This is a genomic window from Bradyrhizobium sp. CCBAU 25360 (assembly GCF_028128695.1).
GTDB classification, from domain to species: domain Bacteria; phylum Pseudomonadota; class Alphaproteobacteria; order Rhizobiales; family Xanthobacteraceae; genus Bradyrhizobium; species Bradyrhizobium ottawaense.
On the sequence record NZ_LBJA01000040.1, the window covers coordinates 253,641 to 278,208 of the forward strand.

Sequence of the window (24,568 nt, forward strand, 5' to 3'; positions counted from 1 at the left end):
ATTAGTCGTCAGCGTAGCTCCTGTTCCACATTAAGGTGAACCAACGCTGGGCCTTCGATGACCAAAGTTGCATGTATCACGTTTTGGTCGAAAATCTCGTTAGTCAGGTCAAGGCGCATTCAAAGGCATTGATTGGAGAGGGCGTAGCCGAAGCCGCATACCCCCCTCGTTTCCCCCTTCCCACTCGCCGTCCGGCCCTTCCGCCACACCGGCCGGTCGATGCGCGAACGGAGATCTCCAATGAAGCTTAAACTTGCCGCCGCGATGCTCGCCGCTAGCCTCCCGCTCGCATCGATGGCTTTCGCCCAGGGCACCGCGCCAGCCGACCTTGCAGTGATCGATGCCTGCCTGAAGACCGCGGAGAAAGCCGGCGGTTTCGGCAGCGCGTGCGTCGGGCTCGTCGCCGACCCCTGCATCAAAGCGGCAGAGGGCGCGAATGACGATGTCGCCAAATGGAAAGCCTGCGCGGCGCGCGAACTCGCCGTTTGGACGCAAAAAACCAGTGAGGCGCTCAAGAAGGTTCAGGCTGGTGGATTCGCCGACGTGATCAAGGCGGCCAACGACTCGCAGAAAACTTTCGCCGCGTCGCGTGATCGCCTCTGCGCGGCCTTCGACCAGGTCGACCCCGGCATGTACCGGGGCGGCGCGAGCTACTGCCGCCTGCGTGAGACCGCGAACCGCTCGCTGAGCCTGATCAAGCTCGGCGCCGCGGTCAACGAGCACTGAGACCTCTCAGGCTCTTGGGGTCATCAGCTTTGCCGACCTTTTCCCACCTAGCGACGACGGCTTCGGCCGCGAGCGCAGTGGACGTCGTTCGTAGCTCACCTGGCACCCGGGCAACGGCTGTCGGCGCGTAGCGCTTGCCTAAGCGACTGACAAAGCCAGCCGCCTCAAGCTCGCCGGCGATCTGAGTCGACCCGACGATCGATCTAGGCCATTCGGTACGCCATGAGCGCTGTGCCTCGGTTTTGTGTACCGGTCAGCGGCTCAAATTCCCTGCAAATGAGCGATTTCAACCACTTGGGTTGGGGGTGGTGCCCAGGAAAGGACTCGAACCTTCACGGCCGTTAAGCCACTGGCACCTGAAGCCAGCGCGTCTACCAATTCCACCACCTGGGCATGCCGTTTGGGGCACGGAGGCGGTTACTACGGTTCGGTGACGCCGTTGTCAATTCATGCGTGACCCGGGTTTGGGGATGCCGATTGCACATCGCAAACCGGCCCGATACAAGCCTGACAAGACGCACTCTTTTCCGCAGGAACGGCTCCCATGGCATCGAATCTGGACACGCTCGTCACGGTTTTCGGCGGATCGGGGTTTTTGGGCCGGAATGTCGTCCGCGCGCTGTGCAAGCGCGATTACCGGGTCCGGGTCGCGGTGCGGCGGCCGGAACTGGCCGGATACCTCCAGCCCTCCGGCAAGGTCGGGCAGGTCCACACCGTGCAGGCCAATTTGCGCTATCCGGCCTCGGTCGAGGCGGCGCTGCGTGATTCGCACGTCGTCATCAACCTTGTGGGCGTCCTCACCGAGGGCGGCGCGCAGACCTTTGACGCCGTCCAGGCCAGGGGTGCCGAAACGGTCGCCAAGGCAGCGGCCGCGGCCGGCGCCCGCCTGGTGCATGTCTCGGCGATCGGGGCCGATGCCGAATCGCCCTCGCGCTATGCCAAGGCCAAGGCGGCCGGCGAAGCCGCGGTGTCGGCTGCGGTGCCCTCGGCCACGATCTTCCGCCCCTCCGTGATGTTCGGCCCCGAGGACCAGTTCACCAACCGGTTCGCCGCGCTGGCCCGGATGTCGCCGGTGCTGCCGCTGATCGGCGGCGAGACCAGGATGCAGCCGGTCTATGTCGGCGACGTCGCCACCGCGATCGCGGACGCCGTCGACGGCAAGGCCAAGGCGGGCGCGACCTACGAGCTCGGCGGGCCGGAAGTGCTGACCATGCGCGAGATCATCGAGGCCATCCTCGAGATCACCGCGCGCAAGCCGGCGCTGATCCCGCTGCCGTTCGGCCTCGCCCGCTTCCAGGCGAACTTCCTGCAATTCGCGCCGGGCGCCTTCAAGCTGACGCCGGACCAGGTCACGATGCTTGAGCGTGACAATGTCGTGTCGGATGCGGCGAAGGCCGCCAGCCTGACGCTGGAAGGGCTCGGCATAACAGGCGATTCGCTGGAGGCGATCGCCCCGCAATATCTCTGGCGCTTCCGCGCCGCCGGTCAGTTCCAGCGTATGAGCGTGTGAGGTGGGTGTCACCTCTCCCGCTTGCGGGAGAGGTGACAGACCGCCGCCGCGGCTACAGCCTCAAAACTTCAGCTTCTTGAACACCGCTTCCGGCAGCGTCTTGATGATCAGCATCACGAGGCGCCATTTGCCGCTGACATAGACGACGTCGGTCTTGTTCTCGACTGCCCGGAGAATGGCATCGCCAACCACCGGCGCTTCGACGGTGAGCGGGCCGATCAGCTTCATGCCATCAGTCATCTTGGTGCGGACGAAGCCGGGCTTGACGGTGACGACATGCACGCCGCCACGGCTGGCGCGGGCGCGCAAGCCCGACAGGAAGGCGGAGAAGCCGGCCTTGGCCGAGCCATAGACATAGTTCGAGGCCCGGCCGCGATCGCCGGCCACGGACGACACGCCGACAAGCGTGCCGCTGCCGCGGCCTAAGAATTTTTCGGCGAACAGGCCGAGGATCAGCGAGGGGCCTTCGTAGTTCGAACGCATGATCGCGGTGGCGTGGACGAGATCGCTCTCGGCATTCTGCTGCATACCGAGCAGGCCGACGATCGAGATGACGACATCGGGCAACGCGGGAAGAGTTCCGACAAAGCTGTCGAACGAGGCGGTGTCGAGCACATCGAATTTGTGGAGACCAACCTCGACGGTGTAACGCGCGCGCAGATCGGCCGCATCAGGCTCGAGCGTAGCGACGTCGCGGCCGGCGAGTGCGACATCGTATCCCGCCTTGGCAAAGGCGCGCGCGGCGGCGCGGCCGATGTCGGAGGAGCCGCCGAGCACCAAGACAGATTTGCGTGACGTCACGGCCTAGACCTCATCAAACAGACGCTGTGAAAGTTTCGATCGGATATTGCCGGCGGGATCGAGCGATTTGCGGATCGCGTTGAAACGCTGCAAGGCAGGATAGCCCGCTGCGAAGGTCGCGCGCGACTGGCGCGCGTCTTTCGCCAGATACAGCCGGCCGCCGGCGGCGACGACCAGGCGATCGATCTCGTCGAGGAAATTCAGGATGTCGCCCTTCACCGGGAAATCCAGCGCCAGCGTGTAGCCGGGCAGCGGGAACGACAGGATGCCGTCACCCTGGCCGAGCTTCTTGAGCACGGCGAGGAAGGAAGCGTCGCCGCGCCGCGCGACACGATCGAGGATGTCGCCGAGCACGCCGCGCGCGCCGGCTTGCGGGATCACGCATTGATGCTGCAGGAAGCCGCGCTTGCCATAGATGCGATTCCACTCACCGACGCTGTCGAGCGGAAAGAAATACGGATAGAGCGAGACCACATGGCTGCCGCCGGCGCGCCGCGCGCCCATGCGATAGTAAAGTTCGTTGAAGGCGCGGACGCTGGTGCGGTTCAGTGCCATCGACGGCAGGTCGACGGGCACGCTGAGGCGAGACTCCTTGCCGACCGGAAATGCATCGGCGCCTTCCGTCAGCTCGCCCCTGCCCGCGTGCTCGCCGAGATAGATCAGCGAACGGCCGAGATCGCGGCCTCGTGCCACGCAATCGATCCACGCCACCGAATAGGTCGCGGCATCGCCCGCCTCGAGCGCGCGCATCGCGGCATCGAGATCAGACGCGGAGATCACCCGCTCGCGGATCCACCCGGTCTCGACCCGGCGCAGCCGCATCGTCGCTTCGAGGATGATGCCGGTCAGGCCCATGCCGCCGACGGTCGCGAAGAACGCATCGGAGTTCTGTTCGCGCGAGGCTTCAATGACCTCGCCCTGCCCGGTGCGCAGCAGGAGGCTGTCGACATAGCGGCCGAAGCCGCCCTCGCAATGATGGTTCTTGCCGTGAACGTCGGCGGCGATGGCGCCGCCGATCGAGACGAAGCGGGTGCCGGGCACGACGAAAGGCAGAAAGCCACGCGGGCCAAAGGTGTCGATCAGGTCCGACAGGAGAACGCCGGCTTCGAGGCGGATGCGCCCGGTTGCCGGATCGAACGACCTGACCCGGTCGAAGCCGGTCATGCCGATCGTCCTGACGGCGCCGATCGCGGCATCGCCATAGGCGCGGCCGTTGCCGCGCGCGACGGTGCCGGCCGAGATGGCTTCGCCGACTGCCGCGAACGAGCGCGGGCGCAGCACATCGCTATCGACGACCGGGAAACGCCCCCAGCCGCTGACGAGGGTCATGGCTCAGCTCCTGTGCCGGACGCGCGCCGCCCGGCGTTGGAAACTGACTACCCATCAAAAGCTTATTTTGGGTTGAAAACGCCTGCCAGCCGAACTGCCGCAGCCGGATGGAACCAGACAGTTAACGCCCCAGCGCCAGCGCGATCAGGCCGAGCGTGCCGACGATGACGCGCCACCAGGCGAACACCACGAAGCCGTGCCGGGTGACATATTCCAGGAACGTCTTGACCACGATGATCGCGGTGATGAACGACACCACGAAGCCGATCGCGACGATGCCCATGTGGTCCATCGTCATCTCGGAGCGGTTCTTGTAGAAGTCGTAGGCGAACGCACCGATCATGGTGGGGATGGCGAGGAAGAACGAGAACTCCGCCGCCGCGCGCTTGTCGGCGCCCAGGAACATCGCGGCGACGATGCTGGCGCCGGAACGCGACACGCCCGGGATCATCGCCACGCACTGCGCGATGCCGATATAGAGATACATCAGCAGCGGAAACCTCGTGGCGTCATGCTCGCGCGGCTTGAGATCGAGCTTGTCGACCCAGAGCAGGATGGCGCCGCCGACGATCAGCGTGAAGCACACGACCCAGGGATTGAACAGCACGCTCTTGATGTATTTGCCGGCGACGAGGCCGACGATCACAGCCGGCAGGAACGCGACCAGCACGCCGAGCACGAAGCGGCGCGAATAGGTGTCGCCCGTGAAGAAGCCGATCACGACATCCCAGAGCTTCTTGAAGTACAGCCCGACGATCGCGAGGATCGCACCCAACTGGATCAGAACCGTAAACGAATCCCAGAAGGCGCCTTCGCCGAGATGGAAGAAGCGTTCCGCGAGCAGCAAATGGCCGGTCGAGGACACGGGAAGGAACTCGGTCACACCCTCGATGATGCCGAGGATCACTGCCCGTATTGCGTCTGACATATTTACGGTCCATTTCGGCTGGAAAAGCGGGGCCCTTCTCGCCTATTCGCCCCCATGCCGCAATCGCAAAATGCGAAATCACGCCCTTGCCTCGCGGTTTTGAAGGACTAGTGTGGCGTCGCACAAACATTGATGGAATCTTAAGCACCATCAAATAGTCAAAGGCTTCATGTTTACGCTGTTTCATCATCCGTTCTGTCCGCATTCGCGTTTCATCCGCCTGATCGCGGGCGAATACGGGCTCGACCTCAAGCTGGTGGAAGAGCGCAGCTGGGAGCGGCGCGAGGCATTTTTGTTGCTCAATGCGGCCGGCACGACGCCTGTGATGGTGGACGACGAGCAGCCGCCGATCCCGGGCGCTGCGATCATCGCTGAATATGTCGACGAGGCCTATGGCGCCGGGATGGGACCCAAGCGCCTGATGCCGGAAGCCATCGGCGAGCGTGTCGAGGTTCGCCGTCTGATGGCATGGTTCAACGAAAAATTCTTCGAGGAGGTCTCGCATCCTCTCGTCACCGAGCGCATCTACAAGCGCTTCATGAGCGAGGAGAACGGCGGCGGGCCGCCCTCGGCCGACGTGATGCGCGCCGCCAAGGCCAATGTGCGCTATCATCTGGCCTATATCGGCTGGCTGGCGCAGACCCGTAATTTCCTTGCCGGCGACCGGCTCACTTACGCGGATCTCGCCGCCGCGGCGCATCTCTCGGCGATCGACTATCTGGGCGACGTGCCATGGAGCGAGGACGACGCAGCAAAGGCATGGTACGCGCGGGTGAAGTCCCGCCCGTCGTTCCGTCCGCTGCTGAGCGAATGGCTGGCCGGCGTGCCGGCGTCGCGGACCTACGTGGACCTGGATTTCTGAACTCCGATCCGACTGAACTGAAGGCAGCGCTCACGCGCGAGGCGCGGGCGCTCGGCTTCGACTGCATCGGCGTCACCGCACCTGGCACGATCGAGAGTGCCGGAAAATACTTCCTCGAATTCATCGCCTCCGGCGGCCATGGCGACATGGACTGGCTCGCGGCGCAGCCGGAGCGCCGGGTCGATCCGCGCGGGCTGTGGAGCGACGTGCGCTCGGTGATCATGCTCGGCGTCAATTACGGCCCGGACCAGGATCCGCTCGCGATTCTCGAGCAGCGCACGCGCGCGGCGATCTCGGTCTATGCGCAGGGCGACGACTATCACGATCTCATCAAGAAGCGGCTGAAGGCGCTGGCGCGCTGGCTGGTCGCGACCGCGCCGTCGGACGTGAAGGTGTTCGTCGACACCGCAGCGGTGATGGAGAAGCCGCTGGCGCAAGCTGCGCATCTGGGCTGGCAGGGCAAGCACACTAACCTCGTCTCGCGCGAGTTCGGCTCGTGGCTTTTCCTCGGCGCGATCTACACCACGCTGGAGCTGCCGCGCGACGCTGCCGAGATCGATCATTGCGGCTCGTGCCAGGCCTGTCTCGACATCTGCCCGACGGCGGCGTTTCCCGCGCCCTACAAGCTCGATGCCAGGCGTTGCATCTCCTATCTCACCATCGAGAACAAGGGACCGATCCCGCACGAATTTCGCAAAGCCATCGGCAACCGCATCTATGGCTGCGACGATTGCCTCGCTGCGTGTCCCTGGAACAAGTTTGCGCAGGAGGGGCGCGAAGCCAAGCTCGCCGCACGCAGCGAATTGCGCGCGCCTGGTCTCGCCGAGCTGGCACGTCTCGACGACGCCGCGTTCCGCGCGCTGTTCACGAAATCGCCGGTCAAGCGCATCGGCCGCGATCGGTTTTTGCGCAACGTCCTGATTGCGATTGGCAACTCGGGTGACGTGACGTTGTCGGAAGAGGCGCGGCGGTTGCTGGAGGATGCGAGCCCGCTGGTGCGTGGCGCGGCGGTGTGGGCGCTGGGGCAACTGGTGGGGCGGGAAGAGTTTGAGGCGATGAAGACCACTGCGTTAGACGACGAACGCGACGAAAGCGTGCGTGAGGAGTGGCAGACCGTCGCCTAACCCACCGCCGTCATTCCCCGCGAAGGCGGGGAATCCAGTACGCCGCGGCTTCTCGATTTTGTCACGGCCGTCTCGGACTACTGGATCGCCCGGTCAAGCCGGGCGAAGACACCTGTTGTCGTGGCGAGAGCTTGCGCGCCTGACTCTCACGACGGCACCACCACCCTTGATTTCCCCGCGCGTTTCTTCAATCTCGCGCGCATGACAAACCTGCCTTTCTTCACCCGCAACAGTGATACATTCCATCCGACGGAAGCCGCCAACGGTCCGTGGGATCCGAAATCCCTGCATGGACGCGTCGTCGTCGGGCTGCTCGGCTTCGCCATCGAGGAGCGCCATTCCGGTCCCGAATTGGTGCCGGCGCGGCTCACCGTCGACATGTTTCGGCTGCCGACCATCGACAAGCCGATCGAGGTGACGACGCGTCTCGTGCGCGACGGCTTGCGCATCCGCGTGGTCGAAGCGGAATTCGTCTCCGGCGGTGTCAGCATGGCGCGGGCCTCGTGCCAGCTGCTGCGCAAGACGCAAAATCCTGATGGCAATGTCTGGTCGCCGCCGAACTGGGACGTGCCGAAGCCGGCCGACATTCCAAAACCCACCGATCCCAGGCTCGGCATGAACGGCAAATGGACGACGCGCCCCATTGTCGGTCATATGGGCTCGCTCGGTCCGCGAAGACTCTGGATGAGCGAGGTGCGCGAGCTCGTCGCGGGCGTGCCGATGACACCGTTCGTCCGTGTCGCAACGGGTGCGGATTTCGCAAGCCCCTTTGCCAATGCCGGCGACAACGGGCTCGGCTACATCAACAGCGACGTCACGATCTATCTGCACCGCCTGCCGGTGACGAACTGGATCGGCTTCGAGGTGGTGAACCACCACGCCACCGACGGCGTCGCGATCGGCGAATGCTGGCTCTATGACGAACAGGGCCCGATCGGCACCGCGACGGTGGCCGCGCTGGCGCAGCGCAAGCCGATGGCCAATCCGTCGAAGCGATAGACTATTCACCGTCATTCCGGGCACGCGTAGCGTGAGCCCGGAATCCATTCCGCCTCGCGCTTTGACGCCCGATGGATTCCGGGTTCGCGCCAAGTGGCGCGCCCCGGAATGACGATGGAGAGAGTTGCGCTTCTACTTCAAATGCCGCTTCATCTCCGGCCGTGCCTTCAGAACGGCGCCCTGCTTGGCGACGATCTTGGCAATCCGCTCCGGCGCAAACTTCAGGTCGACGAATGCCGGCGCGGTATTGGCGACCTCGTGATAGCTCACGATCTTGCCGCCCTTCAGTGTCATGATCGCAACGCCCTCGAACATCGCCCGCGCGCCGTTCGCTTCCGGCAGGGTCGAACGATAGCTGAAGGTGTAGCGCGCATAGAGCGTGGTGCCGTCGGTGACGGGATCGTGCATGTCCCAGCGGAAATCGGTCGCCGTGCGATAGAACCAGTCGTCGATCATCGCGGCGATCTTCTCGTGGCCGGCGAAGCGCCGTAGAACACGTCGTGATAGACGCCGTCCTCGGTGAACAGCTCGGCGAACGCTTTGCCGTTGCGCTGCTCGACCGCATCGCAGAAGGCGCGCAGCATGGCGGTGGTGGTCATTGGATTGCCTCCTGAAGGAAGAAGGCACTTCACCCGATCTCAGCCACCGCGGCAAGAATGCGCGCGATGTCCTGCGGGCGGGAGAGGCGGTGATCGCCGTCCTGGATCATGGTCAGCACGACGTCGTCGGCCGGCAGGCGATGCGTCAGCGCGAAAGCGTGCTGCCAGGGCACGTCAGGATCCTTCGCACCTTGCAGGATGCGGACCGGGCAGCCGAGATCGATGGCGCTGCCGAGCACGAGATGGTTGCGGCCCTCCTCGATCAGGTTCCGCGTGATCGGATAGGGCGAGCCGTCGCCATATTCGGACGGCCGCAGCCAGACACCCTTGGTCTCGATCTCCTGCTTCACCGCGGGCGAAAATTTCTTCCACATCAGCTCTTCGGTGAAGTCGGGCGCCGGCGCGATCAGCACGAGCCCTGCGAGCGAGGCCGCGCCAGAACGCTTCCTGATCTCGCGCGCGAGCAGCAGCGCCATCCAGCCGCCCATGGAGGAGCCGATCAGGACCTGCGGGCCATCGCAGAACCGTTCGAACACCGCCACGCACTCCTCCAACCAGCGTCCGATGGTTCCGTCGGCGAAATCGCCGCCGGATTCGCCGTGACCGGAATAGTCGAACCGGACCATGGCGCGGCCGTGGTCCCGGGCCCAGGCGTCCAGTGCCAGGGCCTTGCTGCCCTGCATGTCCGATTTGAATCCGCCGAGCCAGACCAGCCCGGGCCCCTGCCCGCGCCGGCTGCGCACCGCGATCCTGCGTGCTGAGGGGCCCTCACCCACATCGATGGAGTCGAGTACGGCATCAATTGCATGGCTCATGGAACGTTTAACCTGGCTGCGCGGTTTGAGCTGTCGGGTCGTATTCCGCAGCGCCGGAGACCGGCATTGTCCCTTTGGGACGCTTGCGGAACGGAAGCAAGGTGTCTATGTCGGTCAGCGTGCCCAGGCGTGGCCGAAATACCTCGCATTTGAGGGTTTTTCGTTTCGCGCACGAGCGAATTGCTTGCCGGCAAACGCATCTTCCTGCAAAATAGCAGCCTCTTTCACAACTTTGGAGAACCACCCATTCGCCGTCCCAATAAAGCCCCGCCCGTCGCCAGCAAAGATGGGCCGCGCATCAATGATGATATTCGCAATGCGCAGATCCAGCTGATCGATCAGGCCGGTGACAACAAAGGCACGGTCGAGACCGTCATGGCCATCCGGATGGCCCAGGAAGCCGGCATGGATCTGGTCGAGATCTCGCCGAACGTCAGCCCTCCCGTCTGCAAGATCATGGACTACGGGAAATATAAGTATTCGGCCCAGAAAAAAGCCGCCGAAGCCCGCAAGCGGCAGAAGATCGTCGAGATCAAGGAGATCAAGCTCCGCCCGATGATCGACGACCACGATTACGACGTGAAGATGCGCGCGATGCAGCGGTTCTTCGAAGAGGGCGACAAGGTCAAGATCACGCTGCGCTATCGCGGTCGCGAAATGGCGCACCAGGAGATCGGCACCAAGCTGCTCGACAAGATCAAGACCGACGTCGCCGAGCTCGCCAAGGTCGAGCAGGACGCCCGATTTGAGGGCCGTCAGGTCGTCATGGTTCTGGCGCCGCGCTGACGCCGGTTGCTTGGAACTCAAGAGTTCAACGGCCCGTCCGGATCTCCGGCGGGCCGTTTTGTTTTGGGCGAGGTGCGAGCCGCGAGCGCCGGGTGAGGGTTCTGTCCTCTTGGGGGTTCTCGCCAGCGGAGACACCCTCTCCCCAGCCCTTCCCCGCAAGCGGGGGAGGGAGCGCGCCATTTTTCCCGGCGACAGCTACGTCCTCGTCGCCTGCCAGGTGCCGCTGCACCGATCGCCGGAAATGATGCCCTTCCACGACCCTGTGCCGTTCACGCCGGCGAGCCGGCCGCCGCCGCTGGCATGGGACGCGCCGACCGAGACCTGGACCGCCACAGCACCGCCGCGATTGACCTTGCCGGAAACCCGGCCGCCGCCGGCGGACGACACCCGGCTGCCGGTCACGGTGAAGGGGACGCTGTAACCGGAGCTGCAATTGCCCCGCGTGGTGGCGAAGGTGACGTTCCAGATGCCGTCATAGCCGCCGACCCGGGCATCGGCCGTCGATGGCAGCGCGGTCGTGGCGAGCACGGCCAGAAGCGCCAGATGGCACGGACGGGCGAAAACAGTCGAAGAGGGAAGCGATCGGGAAAAATGGGCCATTTTGGTCCTGCTCCAGGCGACAGGCTTGCACATGAGGGTCGCAATGCCGAATAGTCGCCGGGCTGGTTTCGCCGGTTCATCGTTGCCAATCGGCCTGTCCTCTGTCATAAGCCCAGCCTTCATCGCCCGGCTGATTAAGGGCTGCCGTGGCGGTGTTTCGTGCGGGTTTCGCGCTTGTTCGTAAAACCTGAGCACAATCAACGCTCTAACGAGCATTTTTGACGGCTAGCCGCCTTCGCGGGCGGAACTCTGTGGCCATTAGGAGAGCCAAATGCCCAAGCTGAAGACCAAATCGGGCGCTAAAAAGCGCTTCAAGGTGACTGCCACCGGCAAAGTGATGTTCGCCCATCGCGGCAAGCGTCACGGCATGATCAAGCGGACGAAGAAGCAGATCCGTCAGCTGCGCGGCACCGCGGTGCTGTTCAAGACCGACGGCGACAACGTCAAGAAGTACTTCTTGCCGAACGCCTGATCGCGTCCACGATCATTGCCAACCGTGCCGCGTCTTGCGCGGCAATCCGATAACCAAAGTCATCTCTGAAGGATTTTGTCATGTCTCGCGTCAAACGCGGTGTGACCGCCCACGCCAAGCACAAGAAAGTCTACAAGGCCGCCAAGGGTTTCTACGGCCGCCGCAAGAACACCATCCGCGCCGCCAAGCCGGCCGTGGAGAAGGCCCAGCAGTACGCGTTCCGTGATCGCAAGCGCAAGAAGCGGACCTTCCGCGCGCTCTGGATCCAGCGCATCAACGCTGCCGTTCGTCCGTTCGGCCTGACCTACAGCCGATTTATCGACGGCATGGCCAAGTCCGGGATCACCGTGGACCGCAAGGTGCTGTCGGATCTCGCGATCAGCGAGCCCGCGGCGTTCCAGGCGATCGCCGAGAAGGCCAAGGCTGCGCTCGCTGCCTGAGCCCTGCGGCGCTAGCGGCCGGCTTTGCCGGCCTTCAGCGCACGTTGCGAGTAGCGCTGGGCGACCTCCGCCCGGCAGAAGGCCGTGGCCGAGATATACATGGTGCCGGACTTGCTCCGGTACTTCTGGTCGCAGACCCGCAACTCGCGCTGGTAGCTGAGCTTCTGTGGCGGCTGCAGCTGGCCGATGAAATCGGCCTCGCACTTCTTCTCGACCACGTCACCGAACTGTACGTCGCCGCTGGCGCCGTATGCGCAGGCCTCGAACTGCTTCATGGCACGCTCGCAGCCCGGCGCCGCGTTCAGGGCCACGACGATGTCATCCATCGACGTGGATTTGGCCTGGCATTCTTCGGCGGCGAGAGCCGCGCCTCCCAGAAAGCCTTCCAAGAGAACCAGGGCCGGGCCGGCCACCCAGAATCGCAAACGCATCGTCCCTCCTTCGCGTTCAGGTTGGTGCCAGCCATGCCTTTGCGGTTCAAATGCCCCGCATTTACGACGTCCAATCGGCTTGACGTTCCGCCCCGGCTGCGGCCACAACCCGGCAGCCTTTTGCAAGTTTGAGGGATCCGACCGTGTCCGACCTCGCCAGTCTCGTTCAATCCATCCTCGCGCAGATCAGTGCTGCCGACGACGAAGCGGCCCTCGAAGCCGTCCGCGTCGCCTCGCTCGGCAAGAAGGGCTCGATCTCAGCCTTGCTGGCAACGCTCGGCAAGATGTCGCCGGACGAGCGCAAGACACAGGGCGCCGCGATCAACCAGGCGAAGGACGAGGTCACCCAGGCGCTCGCCGCCCGTCGCGACGTGCTGAAATCGGCGGCGCTCGATGCGCGGCTCGCGTCCGAGACCGTCGATGTCACGCTGCCGCTGCGCGATGCGCCGACGGAAGCCGGCCGTATCCATCCGCTGAGCCAGGTCTGGGACGAACTGACCACGATCTTCGCCGACATGGGATTCTCGGTCGCCGAAGGCCCCGACATCGAGACCGACGATTACAACTTCACCAAGCTGAATTTTCCGGAAGGCCATCCGGCGCGCGAGATGCACGACACCTTCTTCTTCCATCCGAAGGAGGACGGCTCGCGCATGCTGCTTCGAACCCACACCTCGCCGGTGCAGGTGCGCACCATGCTGAGCCAGAAGCCGCCGATCCGCGTGATCTGCCCGGGCCGCACCTACCGCATCGATTCGGACGCGACCCACACGCCGCAATTCCACCAGGTCGAAGGCCTCGTCATCGACAAGACTTCGCATCTCGGCCACCTCAAATGGATCCTGCACGAGTTCTGCAAGGCGTTCTTCGAGGTCGACCACATCAACATGCGCTTCCGCCCGTCGTTCTTCCCGTTCACCGAGCCGTCGCTGGAAGTCGACATCCAGTGCCGCCGCGACAAGGGCGAAATCCGCTTCGGCGAGGGCGAGGACTGGCTCGAGATTCTCGGCTGCGGCATGGTGCACCCGAACGTGCTGCGCGCCTGCGGCATCGATCCCGATGAGTATCAGGGCTTCGCCTGGGGCATGGGCATCGACCGCATCGCCATGCTGAAATACGGCATCGCCGACCTCCGCCAGCTGTTCGACAGCGACGTTCGCTGGCTGAGCCACTACGGCTTCAAGCCGCTGGAGGTGCCGACGCTGGCTGGGGGATTGAGCTCGTGATGATCTGCTGGGACACGATCGCCCCAGCGGCGAGGACAGTCGGACTCCCTCTCCCGCGTGCGGGGGAGGGTTGGGGTGGGGGTCTCTCCTCGATGGGGTTGCCAATGGTTGATCCTGAACATCCGGACTGGAAGAAATCGGCCAAGCTGCGAGCCAATGCTCGCGCGCTCAGGCGCGATTCAACCGATGCAGAGCGAATCCTCTGGTCGGAACTGCGCGGCCACCGACTGAACGGCGCGAGCTTCCGCCGCCAAGTGCCGATCGAGAATTACATCGCCGATTTCATCTGCCACGCAGCCAAGCTCGTCATTGAGCTCGACGGCGGCCAACACTTCTCGGATGACGGCGAGCGCGCCGACGCGCGTCGCTCTGCCTCCATCGAAGCGATGGGCTTCAAGGTGCTCCGCTTCAGCAACCTCGATGTCATGACCAATCGTGGCGGCGTTCTTGAAATCATCGCGACCACCGTCGCGGAGAGAGCCCCCACCCCAACCCTCCCCCGCAAGCGGGAGAGGGAGCAGACCGTCTCCGTGGAGAAGAAACAGCCATGAAATTCACCCTCTCCTGGCTGAAGGACCATCTCGAGACCGACGAGCCGCTCGACAAGCTCGCCGAGAAGCTCACCATGATCGGGCTCGAGGTCGAGAACATCGAGGACAAGGCGAAGGCGCTGAAGCCCTTCACCATCGCGAAGGTAATCTCGGCCGAGCAGCATCCGAATGCGGATCGCCTGCGCGTCTGCATGGTCGATACCGGTGACGGCGGTGCGCCGGTGCAGGTCGTGTGCGGCGCGCCGAATGCGCGTGCGGGTCTCGTCAGCGTGTTCTCGCCGCCCGGCACCTACATTCCCGGCAAGGACATCACGCTCGGTGTCGGCACCATCCGCGGCGTCGAGAGCCGCGGCATGCTGTGCTCGGCGGCCGAGTTGCAGATCTCCAACGATCATGACGGCATCATGGAATTGCCGGCGGATGCACCCGTCGGCGCCGGCTATGCCGAATGGGCCGCGCTTGGCGATCCCGTGGTCGAGATCAATCTGACGCCGAACCGGCAGGACTGCACCGGCGTGCACGGCATCGCGCGCGACCTTGCCGCCGCCGACATGGGCAAGTTCAGGGATCCCGCCATCAAGCCGATCAAGGGCGAGTTCGCGTGCCCCGTGAAGGTCACGGTCGAGGATTCCACGCTGTGTCCAGGCTTCGCGCTCCGCCTCGTGCGTGGCGTCAAGAACGGTCCGTCGCCGGAATGGCTGCAGAAGCGGCTGACCGCGATCGGGTTGCGCCCGATCAACGCGCTGGTCGACATCACCAACTTCATGACCTACGACCGCGCACGGCCGCTGCACGTGTTCGACGCCAGGAAGGTGAAGGGCAATCTCGTCGTGCGCCGCGCGCGCGAGGGCGAGACGCTGCTCGCGCTCGACGGCCGCACCTACAATCTCGATCCCGCCATCTGCGTGATCGCGGACGAGCACGGCGTCGAATCGCTCGCCGGCATCATGGGCGGCGAAGCCTCCGGCTGCGATGATGATACCACCGACGTGCTGATCGAATCGGCACTGTGGAACGAGATCAACATCGCCCAGACCGGCCGCAAGCTCGGCATCAATTCGGACGCGCGCTACCGCTTCGAGCGCGGCGTCGATCCGGCCTTCATGGTGCCGGGGCTGGAGCTGGCGACCAGGCTGGTGATGGAGATGTGCGGCGGCACGCCGTCCGAGACGGTCGTGGTCGGCAAGGCCTTTGGCGATGACCGGGTGATCGATTTCCCGGTGACCGAGGTCAAGCGCCTCTCCGGCATCGAGGTGCCGCAGCCGGAGATGAAGCGCATCCTGACCCATCTCGGTTTCATGATGGCGGGCCCGGGGCCGGTGGTGAAGGTCGCGGTGCCGTCGTGGCGCACGGATGTGCACGGCAAGGCCGACATCGTCGAGGAGATCGTCCGCATCTACGGCGTCGACAAGGTGCCGATGACGCCGTTCGAGCGCGGCGAGGACGCGCGCAAATCGGTGCTGACACCGCTCCAGCTGCGCACCCGCCGCGCCCGGCGCGCGCTCGCAAGCCGCGGCATCATCGAAGCGGTGACCTGGTCGTTCATCACGAAGTCCGCGGCAGAATTGTTCGGCGGCGGCCAGCGCGAGCTCGAAGTCGCCAACCCGATCGCGTCTGATCTCTCCGACATGCGCCCGACGCTGCTCGCGGGCCTGATCGCGGCCGCACAGGCGAACGCCAATCGCGGCGTGAGCGATGTCGCGCTGTTCGAGGTTGGACAAATTTTCAAGGGCGATCGCCCGCAGGATCAGTTCATGGCGGCGAGCGGCGTACGCCGCGGCTTTGCCTCCTCGGAAGGTCTGGGACGGCACTGGTCGGGCTCGACCCAGGCTGATGTGTTCGACGCCAAGGCGGATGCGCTGGCCGTGCTGGCAGCCGCCGGCGCGCCGATGCAGGCGCTGCAGATCGTCGCCGGCGGTCCGGCATGGCTGCATCCGGGCCGCTCCGGCACGATCCAGATCGGGCCGCAGAACGTGCTCGGGCATTTCGGCGAGGTGCACCCGAGAGCGCTCGAGGCGCTCGGCGCCGACGGTCCGCTGATGGTGTTCGAGGTGATCCTCGACCGTATCCCCGAGGCGAAGAAGAAGCCGACCCGCGCCAAGCCCGTGATCGAGCTCTCGGCATTCCAGCCCGTCACGCGCGACTTCGCGTTCATCGTCGATCGTACCATGAAGGGTGGCGACATCGTGCGGGCCGCGCAGGGCGTCGACAAGAAGCTGATCACCGGCGTGAACGTGTTCGACGTCTACGAGGGCAAGGGCATCGACGACGACAAGAAGTCGATCGCGATCGCGGTGACGATCCAGCCGCGCGAGAAGACACTGACCGACCAGGAGATCGAGGCCGTGGCTGCGAAGATCGTGGCCGAGGTCACCAAGAAGACCGGCGGCACGCTGCGGGGATGAGTATTGCGGACTTCCTTCCGAAGGATGTCAGCCTCACCATCGCGATGGCGCTCTGCGCCGTCGCCTTCGTTTCCGGCACTGCACGCGGGTTCTCCGGCTTCGGCTCGGCGCTGATCTTCATGCCGCTGGCAAGCAGCATTGCTGCGCCACGGCTCGTCGCCGCCTTGCTTCTGGTGATCGATTTCGTCGCGGCGGCACCGCTGCTGCCCGACGCATGGCGTAAGGCCGACCGCAAGGCGACCGCGGTCATCGTGCTGGGCGCGCTGGTCGGCGTGCCCGTCGGCACCTATTTCCTCAGCGTGCTCGAGCCCGTCACCACGCGCTGGATCATCTCCTGCTTCGTCGCCGCGCTGTTGCTCCTCCTGCTGTCGGGTTGGCGCTATCGCGGCAAGGACCACACCTGGCTCTCGGTCGGCATCGGCGGCCTGTCGGGCTTCTGTAGTGGCCTCGCGCAGACCGGCGGCCCGCCGATCGTCGGCTACTGGCTCGGCCGCCCGATCGCGCCGATCGTCGCGCGCGCCAATATCGTGCTGTTCTTCGGCGCGTCGGATTTCTTCTCGACGGTCAGCTACGCAACCACGGGGCTGATCAGCCGCGAATCGCTCGCGCTCTCGCTGATCGTCGGCCCGGTCTATGCGATCGGCGTCGCATTCGGCGCCTCGCTGTTCGGCCGCGCCAGCGAGAAAGTATTTCGCGCGATTTGCTATGGTCTAATCGCGATGGCGGTGATCGCGGGACTGCCGGTGCTGGACGGGGTGTTGCGCTGATTATCTCCGCTGTCGTCCCTGCGAACGCAGGGACCCATACCGCGTGATCTATCGATAAGACACAAGTGACAGTCCCGACGACGATCTCTCAACTGCGAGGCTTCGTCAAACGTCTCCCTGTGGTTATGGGTCCCTGCGTTCGCAGGGACGACGGCGGAGTGTTTGGCGGCTTGATTGCCTTACTGCCGCGGCGCTCTGCGCTTTTTCGTCGATTGCGTCGGCACATCGGTGGTGTCGTCCTTGAGCGCACCGATCTTGCGCAAGGCTGCGTCCGCAGCGCGCTCGCCACTTTCCCAGGCGCCGTCGACGGTGCCCCACAGCGTCTCGTGCGTGGCTTCGCCGGCAAGGAACACGTTGCCGATCGGCTCGCTCAGGATTTTTCGCGACAGCTGGCCGCCAGGGGAAGCCGCCGACATCGCACCCAGGACGTAGGGCGAGGCGGTCCAGCGCGTAGCGCTGGTCTTCCCGACGGCAGCCGCAGCCTCGCTACCGAACAATTTCGTGATCCATTCCCTGGCGAAGGCGACCATCGCCTTCTCGCCCTGCTCGGAGAGATCGCGGCCGAACGCGCCGCCGACGTCGATCGAGCACAGCGAGGAGCCGCCGATATTGGCGTACATCAGCGCCGTGCGCGCCGAATTGCTCTGCTCGATAAGGATATCGTCGCGCGACAGGCCGAGCGGATTGCCGGGCAATTGCAGCACGATCCGATCATAGCTGCCGAGGCCCAGCTTTGACGCCGCGTCCAACGTGCGTTTGGGAATGTCGGGCGTGAACTTGAGCGCGCCCGATGTCAGCACGTTGGTCGAGACCGTGACGATGACGGCGCGCGCGGCGATCTTGCCGGCTTGCGTCTCCACGGTGACGTCGCGGTTGCTCCAGCTGATGCGGCTCGCCGGCGTCGACAGCGCCACCGGCGCCTGCTCGCCGAGCTTGGTGATCAGCGTGCCCAGGCCCTGACGGCAGGCGATCGCCGCGTTGCGATCCTGCGCGCGTCCCTTGTCGATCGCGGACAGCTCCTTCAGGTCCTTGCCCGCAAAGCCCGCACCCAGCATGAACTCGGCCGCGCCCGTCCAGTCGCCGAGATCCTTCGGCAGCACGGAGGCGCAAGAGGTATCCAGCTTGGCCCGCGAGGCATCGTCGATGGCACGATTGGCGCGCACCAGCGCCGCCAGGAATTGCTCGGTCTCGCCCGCGCGCGCGTTGCGGCGGCCGATGCGCATCTTCTGGCCCGATGGCGCCGGCATCACGTCCAGCCCGACACTGCGCGCCAGCCGGATCATCGGATTGGTGTCGGGATTGTGCATCCAGCGCGCACCACGGTCGAACGGCACCTCGAAGGTGGTGCTGTCGGTGATACAGCGGCCGCCGATCTGCGATGCCGCTTCCATCACGACGACCTTGCGGCCCGTCGCCATGATGCGCCGCGCCGCGGCGATTCCGGCGGCCCCCGCACCGATCACGACGATATCCGCCTCGCGCGGCAGGGGCGCGGCGGTTGCGCGCAGGACCGGCATTGCGGCGGCAAGACCCGCCGACGCCGAAAGGAAACCGCGGCGCGTGATTGTCATGTCATGGTTTCCGAGGACTTGCGGCGAACGGGAACAGTCAGCGAACCTTGCCGCATCTGATGTTGCACGGCAACCATCATGGTGAATCAATCGTGCTTGAAGTCACGGAGTGATGAACCGAATTGCAAGACGTTTCGACCATGATAGAGAAGGGAAAAAGACGGCCGCAAAAGGCCGTGGGGGGAGTTCGAAATGGGGACGGTCCTAGATTCAGTCGGCAAGCTGATTGCCGCGTACCTCTCCAAGGAGGTGCCCGGCTACGAGCCGTTCACGCCGAGCGACCCGGAACATCTGCGCGGCGTTATCGAGCCCGGCGACGTGCTACTGGTCGAGGGCAACAACCGCATCTCCGGCATCATCAAATACCTGACGCAGTCGACCTGGTCGCATGCCGCGCTCTATGTCGGTCCGATCGAGGGCGCCGAAGAGGCGGACGGCGAGCCGCATGTGCTGATCGAAGCCAATATCGGCGAAGGCGTCACCTCGGCGCCGCTGTCGAAATATTTCCCCTATCACACCCGGGTCTGCCGCCCGGTCGGGCTGTCCTATGAGGATCGCACCACGGTGTGCCGCTATGCGATCAACCGCATCGGCTTCGGCTACGACACCAAGAACATCGTCGACCTCATGCGCTTCTTGTTCCCGTTGCCGATTCCGCAGCGCTGGCGGCGCCGCATGATCGCGATCGGCTCCGGCGATCCGACCAAGATCATCTGCTCGGCCCTGATCGCGCAGGCGTTCGACGCGGTGCGCTATCCGATCCTGCCCAAGATCACCAAGGCCGGCAGCCGCGCCGCCCGCCGCGAGATCCTGCACATCCGCGATTCCTCGCTCTATATGCCGCGCGACTTCGACATCTCGCCCTATTTCGAAGTCGTCAAACCCACCATCGTGCACGGGTTCGACTACACCGCGCTGCACTGGGCCGACAAGCAGAAGCCGCTCGAGGAGGTAGCGGGCACATTCAGTGTGTTTCCAGAAACGATCAGTGCGCCGCCGCTCGTTCCTGAGGCGGTTGACCAAGAGGCGCCGGCTGAAATTCCGGCTGCGCAAGTGAGTGCACAGCCTGCGGTGACGGCTGAAAGCGTTCCCGGGCCTGTCCCGCTGCTGAAGAAGCTGGCGATGTACCGCCCGAGGCGCCGTGGCCGGGCGAGAGAAATTGCGGCGTAACCGCTGTCGTCCCTGCGAAAGCAGGGACCCATACCGCGTGATCTATCGAGTGGTCGCGGTAGACATACCGAACAACGAGTCTTCGCCAACATCTCCCTGGGGTTATGGATCCCTGCGTTCGCAGGGACGACACCGGAGTTATGGCGCGATCTCGCTCAACAACAATCATCACGAGCGCAGCGACGGTGAAAACCTACCGCTCCGCCCGTCCGATCACCGCCATCAGCTCCGCGATCTTCTCGCGTTGGTCGGCCTTGTCGCCGCTCGCGATCGCGTGCTCGACGCAATGGGCGACGTGGTCCTTGAGGACCTCTTCCTCGACCCGGCGCAGTGCGGCACGCACCGCCGAGATCTGCGTCACGATGTCGATGCAGTAACGGTCTTCCTCCACCATTTTCGAGAGGCCGCGAACCTGGCCCTCGATCCGGCCGAGGCGTTTTCCGACAGATGCCTTGATGTCCTTGCGCATGGGGTCTATATACCCCTACCGGGTATAGGTTGCAAGACCCCGGGTATAAGGCCGGAGCAAGGGCAATGAACGAACACAGGCATCATCAGGGCGGGGACGGACATTCCGGATGCGGTTGTTCCGCCAAAACGGAAGCGACCAAGCCGGCGGCGTCCTCCTGCTGCGGCGGGCACGGCAATCATGCCGGCCACGGCCATCATCACGCGCATGACCATGGCGATGCGGCCAGCAAGATGCACGACCCCGTCTGCGGCATGACGGTCGATCCTGCAACCTCAAAACACCACCTCACACATCACGGCGAGACCTTCCATTTCTGCTCGGCCGGCTGCCGCACCAAATTCGCCGCCGATCCCGCAAAATATCTCGCCAAGGACAAGGCGCCCGAGCCGGAGATGCCGGCTGGCACGATCTACACCTGCCCGATGCATCCGGAGATCCGCCAGGTCGGACCCGGCAGCTGTCCGATCTGCGGCATGGCGCTGGAGCCGGAAGTGGCAAGCCTGGAGACCGGCCCCAACCCCGAGCTCGCCGACATGACGCGGCGGTTCTGGATCGGCGGCGCGCTGGCGCTGCCGGCCGTGGTGCTGGAGATGGGGGGCCATCTCGCGGGCCCGCACAATTGGATCGATCAGACGCTGTCGAACTGGATCCAGCTCGCCTTCGCCACCCCCGTGGTGCTATGGGCCGGCTGGCCGTTCTTCGTTCGCGGCTGGCAGTCGCTGCTGACGCGCAACCTCAACATGTTCACGCTGATCGCGATGGGCACCGGGGTTGCCTATGTCTACAGCATCATCGGCACCGTCGTGCCGCAGATCTTCCCCGCCACGTTCCGCGGCCATGAAGGTGCTGTTGCCGTCTATTTCGAAGCGGCTGCCGTCATCACCGTGCTGGTGCTGCTCGGCCAGGTGCTGGAGCTGCGCGCCCGTGACGCAACCTCCGGCGCGATCAAGGCGCTGCTTCAGCTTGCGCCGAAGACCGCGCGCCGCGTCGATGACGACGGCAGCGAGCACGAGGTCGAGATTGACGCGCTGCATGCCGGCGATCGCTTGCGCGTCCGTCCCGGCGAAAAGGTGCCTGTCGACGGCGTGATCCTCGAGGGCCGGTCCTCGCTCGACGAATCGCTCGTCACCGGCGAGTCCATGCCGGTGACGAAGGAGAGCGGCGCGAAGGTGATCGCCGGCACGCTGAACCAGTCGGGCAGCTTCATCATGCGCGCCGACAAGGTCGGACGCGAGACGCTGCTGTCGCAGATCGTGCAAATGGTCGCGGACGCGCAGCGCTCGCGCGCGCCGATCCAGCGGCTGGCCGATCAGGTCGCGGGTTGGTTCGTGCCCACCGTCATCGTCGTCGCGATCGCCGCCTTTGCCGCCTGGGCCTGGTTCGGACCTGAGCCGCGGCTGGCCTTCGGCCTCGTCGCTGCCGTCAGCGTGCTGATCATCGCCTGCCCCTGTGCGCTGGGCCTCGCAACCCCGATGTCGATCATGGTCGGCGTCGGCCGCGGGGCGCAAGGCGGCGTGCTGATCAAGAACGCCGAGGCGCTGGAGCGGATGGAGAAGATCGACACGCTGGTGGTCGACAAGACGGGCACGCTGACCGAGGGCAAGCCCAAGGTGGTCGCGATCGTGCCGGCGTCGGGTTTTGCGGAGGATGACATCCTCAAGCTTGCCGCCAGCGTCGAGCGCGCCAGCGAGCATCCTTTGGCCGACGCGATCATGCGCGCCGCCAAGGAGAAGCAGCTGGCCCTCGGCCAGGTCGAGCAATTCGACTCGCCGACCGGCAAGGGCGCGACCGGCAAGGTCGACGGCAAGACCATCGTGCTCGGCAATGCCAGATATCTGACGTCGATCGGCATCGACACTACCGCGCTCGACACTGACGCCGAACGGCTACGCCAGGACGGCGCCACCGTGATCAACATGGCCGTCGACGGCCGGCTGGCCGGCCTGTTCGCGATCGCCGATCCGGTCAAGGCCTCGACCCCGGAGGCGCTGAAGGCGTTAGCTGCCGAAGGCATCAAGGTGATCATGTTGACCGGCGACAACCGCACGACGGCCGAGGCCGTGGCGCGCCGGCTCGGCATTGCCGAGGTCGAGGCCGAGGTGCTTCCGGACCAAAAGAGCGCGGTGGTCACCAGGCTGCAAAAGGCCGGCCGCAGCGTCGCGATGGCCGGTGACGGCGTCAACGACGCGCCGGCGCTGGCCGCCGCGGAAGTCGGCATCGCCATGGGCACCGGCACGGATGTGGCGATGGAGAGCGCGGGCGTGACCCTGCTCAAGGGCGACCTTGTCGGCATCGTGCGGGCGCGAAAGCTGTCGCAGGCGACGATGAGCAACATCCGGCAAAACCTGTTCTTCGCCTTCATCTACAACGCCGCCGGCATTCCGATCGCGGCCGGCATCCTCTATCCCGCCTTCGGCGTGCTGCTCTCGCCGATCATCGCCGCGGCGGCGATGGCGCTGTCCTCGGTGAGCGTGGTCGGAAATGCGCTGCGGCTGCGGGCGACGCGGCTGTGAGGGGGACGAAATCCGTGTAAGACAGGTCCATTCAGCGGGTACGCGCGGAGAGGACCTGATGCAGCGAATTACCATCACGATCGAGGACGATCTGTTGGCCGAGATCGACGCGGCGGCGGAAGCCCGCGGCTACCAGAACCGCTCCGAGATCATCCGCGATCTCGCCCGCGCCGGCCTGCAGCAGAGCACCGAGGACACCGCGCAGACCGGCCAATGCGTGGCCGGTCTCGTCTATGTGTACGACCACGCCTCCCGCGATCTGTCAAAACGCCTGGTGCAGGAATTCCACGGCCATCACGACCTCGCGCTGGCGACGCTGCACGTCCATCTCGACGACAACAATTGCATGGAGATGACGGCGCTGCGCGGCGATGCCGCCGAAGTCAGGCATTTCGCCGACCACATCATCGCCGAACGCGGCGTGCGCTACGGCCGCGTGGTGATGATCCCGACGGGCGAAGGCAAGCAGGGGAAGGCGCGGAAGCACGGGCACCGGCATGGGTAGGAGCGAGCTTGCGTGCCCCGGACGCGGCGCAGCGCTTCTTCAGCGGTGCGCCGCTGAGCCGGGGCCCATCTCGCCGCAAGCTCCTGGGTCCCGGCTCAGCAGCGCGCCATTGCATGCCGCACTGCGTCCGGGACACGGTCGTGCCTTGAACAACCGCCCTCCCTTGCCGAAGCCGCATTGGGTGTCTACCTCTCGCAGGGTGTTTACCTCAGAGGGTCCCCCATGCTGGATGCCGCCATCAAGGCGCTGTCGCAAATGATCTCGCCGCCGATGCGCTCGATCCTGTGGCGATCGGTCGGGCTTGCGCTCGTGCTGATCACCGTGCTGGCGATCGGGCTGCAGCGGCTGCTGAGCTGGTTTGCGACCTCCGGTGAGGTCTGGCTGGAAGGCCTGCTCGGGCCGGGCTGGCACACCTCGCTCGAGGTCTTGTCCTGGATCGTCTCGATCGCGGCGGGCCTCGGCGTCGTGTTCGGCGGCGTCTTCCTGATGCCCGCGATCACCTCGCTGGTGGCGAGCCTGTTCGTCGACGACGTCGCCGACATCGTCGAGCGCGAGCATTATCCCGCCGAACAGCCGGGCCTCGCGCTGCCGTTCAGCCAGGCGATCTTCGAGGGCATCAAGACCGCGCTCCTGACCATCCTGGTCTATCTGATCGCGTTGCCGCTGGTGCTTTTCGCCGGCGCAGGCTTCCTGATCTTCTTCCTCGCCGCCGCCTGGCTGCTCGGCCGCGAATATTTCGAGCTCGCCGCGATGCGCTTCCGCTCGCCAAAAGAGGCCAAGGCGATGCGGCGCGACAATGCAGCCACCATCTTCACCGCCGGCCTCTTCATCGCCGCCTTCGTCTCGATCCCGATCGTGAACCTGGCGACGCCGATCTTCGGCATGGCCTTCATGGTCCACATGCACAAGCGGCTGTCGGGCCCGCGGCCCGAGCTGATCGAGCCGGCGCGGCAGATGCGGTAACGC

Annotated in this window: 24 protein-coding genes, 1 tRNA gene and 1 pseudogene; 16 read left to right on the plus strand and 10 right to left on the minus strand. The window is 65.0% G+C overall.

Annotation, left to right across the window (positions count from 1 at the left end):
* Window positions 1-294: 294 nt before the first annotated feature.
* The gene (locus tag XH81_RS20645; RefSeq protein ID WP_244439204.1) at window positions 295-726 is read left to right on the plus strand and encodes a lysozyme inhibitor LprI family protein; all 432 of its coding nucleotides are present in this window, start codon (window positions 295-297) and stop codon (window positions 724-726) included.
* A gap of 306 nt (window positions 727-1,032) precedes the next feature.
* Here the strand turns inward: XH81_RS20645 and XH81_RS20650 are convergent.
* Window positions 1,033-1,119, minus strand: a tRNA-Leu gene (locus XH81_RS20650).
* A gap of 151 nt (window positions 1,120-1,270) precedes the next feature.
* Between XH81_RS20650 and XH81_RS20655 the strand changes: the two genes are divergently transcribed.
* Window positions 1,271-2,236 (plus strand): complex I NDUFA9 subunit family protein, encoded by a 966-nt coding sequence (locus XH81_RS20655; RefSeq protein ID WP_028139442.1) that lies wholly within the window; start codon window positions 1,271-1,273, stop codon window positions 2,234-2,236.
* A gap of 60 nt (window positions 2,237-2,296) precedes the next feature.
* Here XH81_RS20655 and XH81_RS20660 read toward each other — a convergent pair whose 3' ends face one another.
* The 3 genes from XH81_RS20660 to XH81_RS20670 all read right to left on the minus strand — a co-directional run bounded on the left by XH81_RS20660 (window position 2,297) and on the right by XH81_RS20670 (window position 5,294).
* Window positions 2,297-3,037 carry an SDR family oxidoreductase gene (locus XH81_RS20660; protein WP_028139441.1) on the minus strand — a complete coding sequence of 247 codons (741 nt, stop codon included), beginning with the start codon at window positions 3,035-3,037 and terminating at the stop codon, window positions 2,297-2,299.
* A 3-nt stretch (window positions 3,038-3,040) separates the two neighbouring features.
* Window positions 3,041-4,366 carry an FAD-binding oxidoreductase gene (locus tag XH81_RS20665; RefSeq protein WP_028139440.1) on the minus strand — a complete coding sequence of 442 codons (1,326 nt, stop codon included), beginning with the start codon at window positions 4,364-4,366 and terminating at the stop codon, window positions 3,041-3,043.
* A 121-nt stretch (window positions 4,367-4,487) separates the two neighbouring features.
* Window positions 4,488-5,294 carry an undecaprenyl-diphosphate phosphatase gene (locus XH81_RS20670; protein ID WP_028139439.1) on the minus strand — a complete coding sequence of 269 codons (807 nt, stop codon included), beginning with the start codon at window positions 5,292-5,294 and terminating at the stop codon, window positions 4,488-4,490.
* A gap of 169 nt (window positions 5,295-5,463) precedes the next feature.
* Between XH81_RS20670 and XH81_RS20675 the strand changes: the two genes are divergently transcribed.
* The 3 genes from XH81_RS20675 to XH81_RS20685 all read left to right on the plus strand — a co-directional run bounded on the left by XH81_RS20675 (window position 5,464) and on the right by XH81_RS20685 (window position 8,279).
* Entirely contained in the window at window positions 5,464-6,156 is a 693-nt protein-coding gene (locus XH81_RS20675) for a glutathione S-transferase family protein (protein ID WP_028139438.1), read from the plus strand.
* Entirely contained in the window at window positions 6,105-7,280 is a 1,176-nt protein-coding gene (queG, locus tag XH81_RS20680) for a tRNA epoxyqueuosine(34) reductase QueG (RefSeq protein WP_271596349.1), read from the plus strand. Before XH81_RS20675 ends, queG begins: the two co-directional genes overlap by 52 nt.
* Before the next feature lie 201 nt (window positions 7,281-7,481).
* Window positions 7,482-8,279: an acyl-CoA thioesterase domain-containing protein gene (locus XH81_RS20685; RefSeq protein WP_028139436.1), complete on the plus strand. Its 798-nt coding sequence runs from the start codon at window positions 7,482-7,484 to the stop codon at window positions 8,277-8,279.
* A 132-nt stretch (window positions 8,280-8,411) separates the two neighbouring features.
* Here the strand turns inward: XH81_RS20685 and XH81_RS20690 are convergent.
* A pseudogene (locus XH81_RS20690) lies at window positions 8,412-8,878 on the minus strand (nuclear transport factor 2 family protein).
* Between the two features lie 29 nt (window positions 8,879-8,907).
* A complete protein-coding gene (locus XH81_RS20695; RefSeq protein WP_028139434.1) occupies window positions 8,908-9,693 on the minus strand; it encodes an alpha/beta hydrolase in 786 nt (261 codons plus the stop codon).
* 246 nt (window positions 9,694-9,939) lie between these two features.
* On the opposite strand from XH81_RS20695, the gene infC reads away from it, so the two are divergent.
* Window positions 9,940-10,479: a translation initiation factor IF-3 gene (infC, locus tag XH81_RS20700; protein WP_080670072.1), complete on the plus strand. Its 540-nt coding sequence runs from the start codon at window positions 9,940-9,942 to the stop codon at window positions 10,477-10,479.
* Between the two features lie 195 nt (window positions 10,480-10,674).
* Here infC and XH81_RS20705 read toward each other — a convergent pair whose 3' ends face one another.
* Window positions 10,675-11,079: a hypothetical protein gene (locus tag XH81_RS20705; RefSeq protein WP_028139433.1), complete on the minus strand. Its 405-nt coding sequence runs from the start codon at window positions 11,077-11,079 to the stop codon at window positions 10,675-10,677.
* A gap of 271 nt (window positions 11,080-11,350) precedes the next feature.
* On the opposite strand from XH81_RS20705, the gene rpmI reads away from it, so the two are divergent.
* Both rpmI and rplT read left to right on the plus strand, forming a co-directional pair.
* Window positions 11,351-11,551, plus strand: coding sequence for a 50S ribosomal protein L35 (rpmI, locus tag XH81_RS20710; protein WP_008143958.1), 201 nt, complete (start codon window positions 11,351-11,353; stop codon window positions 11,549-11,551).
* A gap of 80 nt (window positions 11,552-11,631) precedes the next feature.
* Window positions 11,632-11,991 carry a 50S ribosomal protein L20 gene (gene rplT / locus XH81_RS20715; protein ID WP_027561620.1) on the plus strand — a complete coding sequence of 120 codons (360 nt, stop codon included), beginning with the start codon at window positions 11,632-11,634 and terminating at the stop codon, window positions 11,989-11,991.
* Window positions 11,992-12,002: 11 nt separating this feature from the next.
* On the opposite strand, the gene XH81_RS20720 is transcribed toward rplT, so the two are convergent.
* A complete protein-coding gene (locus XH81_RS20720) occupies window positions 12,003-12,422 on the minus strand; it encodes a hypothetical protein (RefSeq protein ID WP_028139432.1) in 420 nt (139 codons plus the stop codon).
* Between the two features lie 143 nt (window positions 12,423-12,565).
* On the opposite strand from XH81_RS20720, the gene pheS reads away from it, so the two are divergent.
* The 4 genes from pheS to XH81_RS20740 all read left to right on the plus strand — a co-directional run bounded on the left by pheS (window position 12,566) and on the right by XH81_RS20740 (window position 17,371).
* A complete protein-coding gene (gene pheS, locus XH81_RS20725) occupies window positions 12,566-13,648 on the plus strand; it encodes a phenylalanine--tRNA ligase subunit alpha (RefSeq protein ID WP_028139431.1) in 1,083 nt (360 codons plus the stop codon).
* A 104-nt stretch (window positions 13,649-13,752) separates the two neighbouring features.
* A complete protein-coding gene (locus XH81_RS20730; RefSeq protein WP_028139430.1) occupies window positions 13,753-14,199 on the plus strand; it encodes an endonuclease domain-containing protein in 447 nt (148 codons plus the stop codon).
* A complete protein-coding gene (gene pheT / locus XH81_RS20735; protein ID WP_028139429.1) occupies window positions 14,196-16,604 on the plus strand; it encodes a phenylalanine--tRNA ligase subunit beta in 2,409 nt (802 codons plus the stop codon). Before XH81_RS20730 ends, pheT begins: the two co-directional genes overlap by 4 nt.
* Window positions 16,601-17,371 (plus strand): sulfite exporter TauE/SafE family protein, encoded by a 771-nt coding sequence (locus XH81_RS20740; protein WP_028139428.1) that lies wholly within the window; start codon window positions 16,601-16,603, stop codon window positions 17,369-17,371. The genes pheT and XH81_RS20740 overlap by 4 nt, the downstream gene beginning before the upstream one ends.
* A gap of 179 nt (window positions 17,372-17,550) precedes the next feature.
* On the opposite strand, the gene XH81_RS20745 is transcribed toward XH81_RS20740, so the two are convergent.
* The gene (locus tag XH81_RS20745; RefSeq protein ID WP_028139427.1) at window positions 17,551-18,942 is read right to left on the minus strand and encodes a flavin monoamine oxidase family protein; all 1,392 of its coding nucleotides are present in this window, start codon (window positions 18,940-18,942) and stop codon (window positions 17,551-17,553) included.
* 192 nt (window positions 18,943-19,134) lie between these two features.
* Between XH81_RS20745 and XH81_RS20750 the strand changes: the two genes are divergently transcribed.
* The gene (locus XH81_RS20750) at window positions 19,135-20,112 is read left to right on the plus strand and encodes a YiiX/YebB-like N1pC/P60 family cysteine hydrolase (RefSeq protein ID WP_028139426.1); all 978 of its coding nucleotides are present in this window, start codon (window positions 19,135-19,137) and stop codon (window positions 20,110-20,112) included.
* 193 nt (window positions 20,113-20,305) lie between these two features.
* Here XH81_RS20750 and XH81_RS20755 read toward each other — a convergent pair whose 3' ends face one another.
* Window positions 20,306-20,581, minus strand: a complete 276-nt coding sequence (locus tag XH81_RS20755; RefSeq protein ID WP_007598521.1) for a metal-sensitive transcriptional regulator — start codon at window positions 20,579-20,581, stop codon at window positions 20,306-20,308.
* Between the two features lie 65 nt (window positions 20,582-20,646).
* Here XH81_RS20755 and XH81_RS20760 point away from each other — a divergent pair, with 65 nt between their 5' ends.
* From XH81_RS20760 to XH81_RS20770, 3 genes are all read left to right on the plus strand, one after another.
* Window positions 20,647-23,097, plus strand: coding sequence for a heavy metal translocating P-type ATPase (locus tag XH81_RS20760; RefSeq protein WP_028139425.1), 2,451 nt, complete (start codon window positions 20,647-20,649; stop codon window positions 23,095-23,097).
* Window positions 23,098-23,155: 58 nt separating this feature from the next.
* Window positions 23,156-23,602, plus strand: a complete 447-nt coding sequence (gene nikR, locus XH81_RS20765) for a nickel-responsive transcriptional regulator NikR (RefSeq protein WP_028139424.1) — start codon at window positions 23,156-23,158, stop codon at window positions 23,600-23,602.
* A 222-nt stretch (window positions 23,603-23,824) separates the two neighbouring features.
* The gene (locus tag XH81_RS20770; RefSeq protein WP_028139423.1) at window positions 23,825-24,565 is read left to right on the plus strand and encodes a sulfate transporter family protein; all 741 of its coding nucleotides are present in this window, start codon (window positions 23,825-23,827) and stop codon (window positions 24,563-24,565) included.
* The last annotated feature ends 3 nt before the right edge of the window (window positions 24,566-24,568 follow it).

Bases quoted from the DNA above. Each gene is read 5' to 3' on its own strand.
- XH81_RS20645 (WP_244439204.1), top strand. From the start codon at position 295: ATGGCTTTCGCCCAGGGCACCGCGCCAGCCGACCTTGCAGTGATCGAT.
- XH81_RS20655 (WP_028139442.1), top strand. From the start codon at position 1,271: ATGGCATCGAATCTGGACACGCTCGTCACGGTTTTCGGCGGATCGGGG.
- XH81_RS20665 (WP_028139440.1), bottom strand. From the start codon at position 4,366: ATGACCCTCGTCAGCGGCTGGGGGCGTTTCCCGGTCGTCGATAGCGAT.
- XH81_RS20670 (WP_028139439.1), bottom strand. From the start codon at position 5,294: ATGTCAGACGCAATACGGGCAGTGATCCTCGGCATCATCGAGGGTGTG.
- XH81_RS20675 (WP_028139438.1), top strand. From the start codon at position 5,464: ATGTTTACGCTGTTTCATCATCCGTTCTGTCCGCATTCGCGTTTCATC.
- queG (WP_271596349.1), top strand. From the start codon at position 6,105: ATGGCTGGCCGGCGTGCCGGCGTCGCGGACCTACGTGGACCTGGATTT.
- XH81_RS20685 (WP_028139436.1), top strand. From the start codon at position 7,482: ATGACAAACCTGCCTTTCTTCACCCGCAACAGTGATACATTCCATCCG.
- XH81_RS20695 (WP_028139434.1), bottom strand. From the start codon at position 9,693: ATGAGCCATGCAATTGATGCCGTACTCGACTCCATCGATGTGGGTGAG.
- XH81_RS20705 (WP_028139433.1), bottom strand. From the start codon at position 11,079: ATGGCCCATTTTTCCCGATCGCTTCCCTCTTCGACTGTTTTCGCCCGT.
- rpmI (WP_008143958.1), top strand. From the start codon at position 11,351: ATGCCCAAGCTGAAGACCAAATCGGGCGCTAAAAAGCGCTTCAAGGTG.
- rplT (WP_027561620.1), top strand. From the start codon at position 11,632: ATGTCTCGCGTCAAACGCGGTGTGACCGCCCACGCCAAGCACAAGAAA.
- XH81_RS20720 (WP_028139432.1), bottom strand. From the start codon at position 12,422: ATGCGTTTGCGATTCTGGGTGGCCGGCCCGGCCCTGGTTCTCTTGGAA.
- XH81_RS20730 (WP_028139430.1), top strand. From the start codon at position 13,753: ATGGTTGATCCTGAACATCCGGACTGGAAGAAATCGGCCAAGCTGCGA.
- pheT (WP_028139429.1), top strand. From the start codon at position 14,196: ATGAAATTCACCCTCTCCTGGCTGAAGGACCATCTCGAGACCGACGAG.
- XH81_RS20740 (WP_028139428.1), top strand. From the start codon at position 16,601: ATGAGTATTGCGGACTTCCTTCCGAAGGATGTCAGCCTCACCATCGCG.
- XH81_RS20745 (WP_028139427.1), bottom strand. From the start codon at position 18,942: ATGACAATCACGCGCCGCGGTTTCCTTTCGGCGTCGGCGGGTCTTGCC.
- XH81_RS20750 (WP_028139426.1), top strand. From the start codon at position 19,135: ATGGGGACGGTCCTAGATTCAGTCGGCAAGCTGATTGCCGCGTACCTC.
- XH81_RS20755 (WP_007598521.1), bottom strand. From the start codon at position 20,581: ATGCGCAAGGACATCAAGGCATCTGTCGGAAAACGCCTCGGCCGGATC.
- XH81_RS20760 (WP_028139425.1), top strand. From the start codon at position 20,647: ATGAACGAACACAGGCATCATCAGGGCGGGGACGGACATTCCGGATGC.
- nikR (WP_028139424.1), top strand. From the start codon at position 23,156: ATGCAGCGAATTACCATCACGATCGAGGACGATCTGTTGGCCGAGATC.
- XH81_RS20770 (WP_028139423.1), top strand. From the start codon at position 23,825: ATGCTGGATGCCGCCATCAAGGCGCTGTCGCAAATGATCTCGCCGCCG.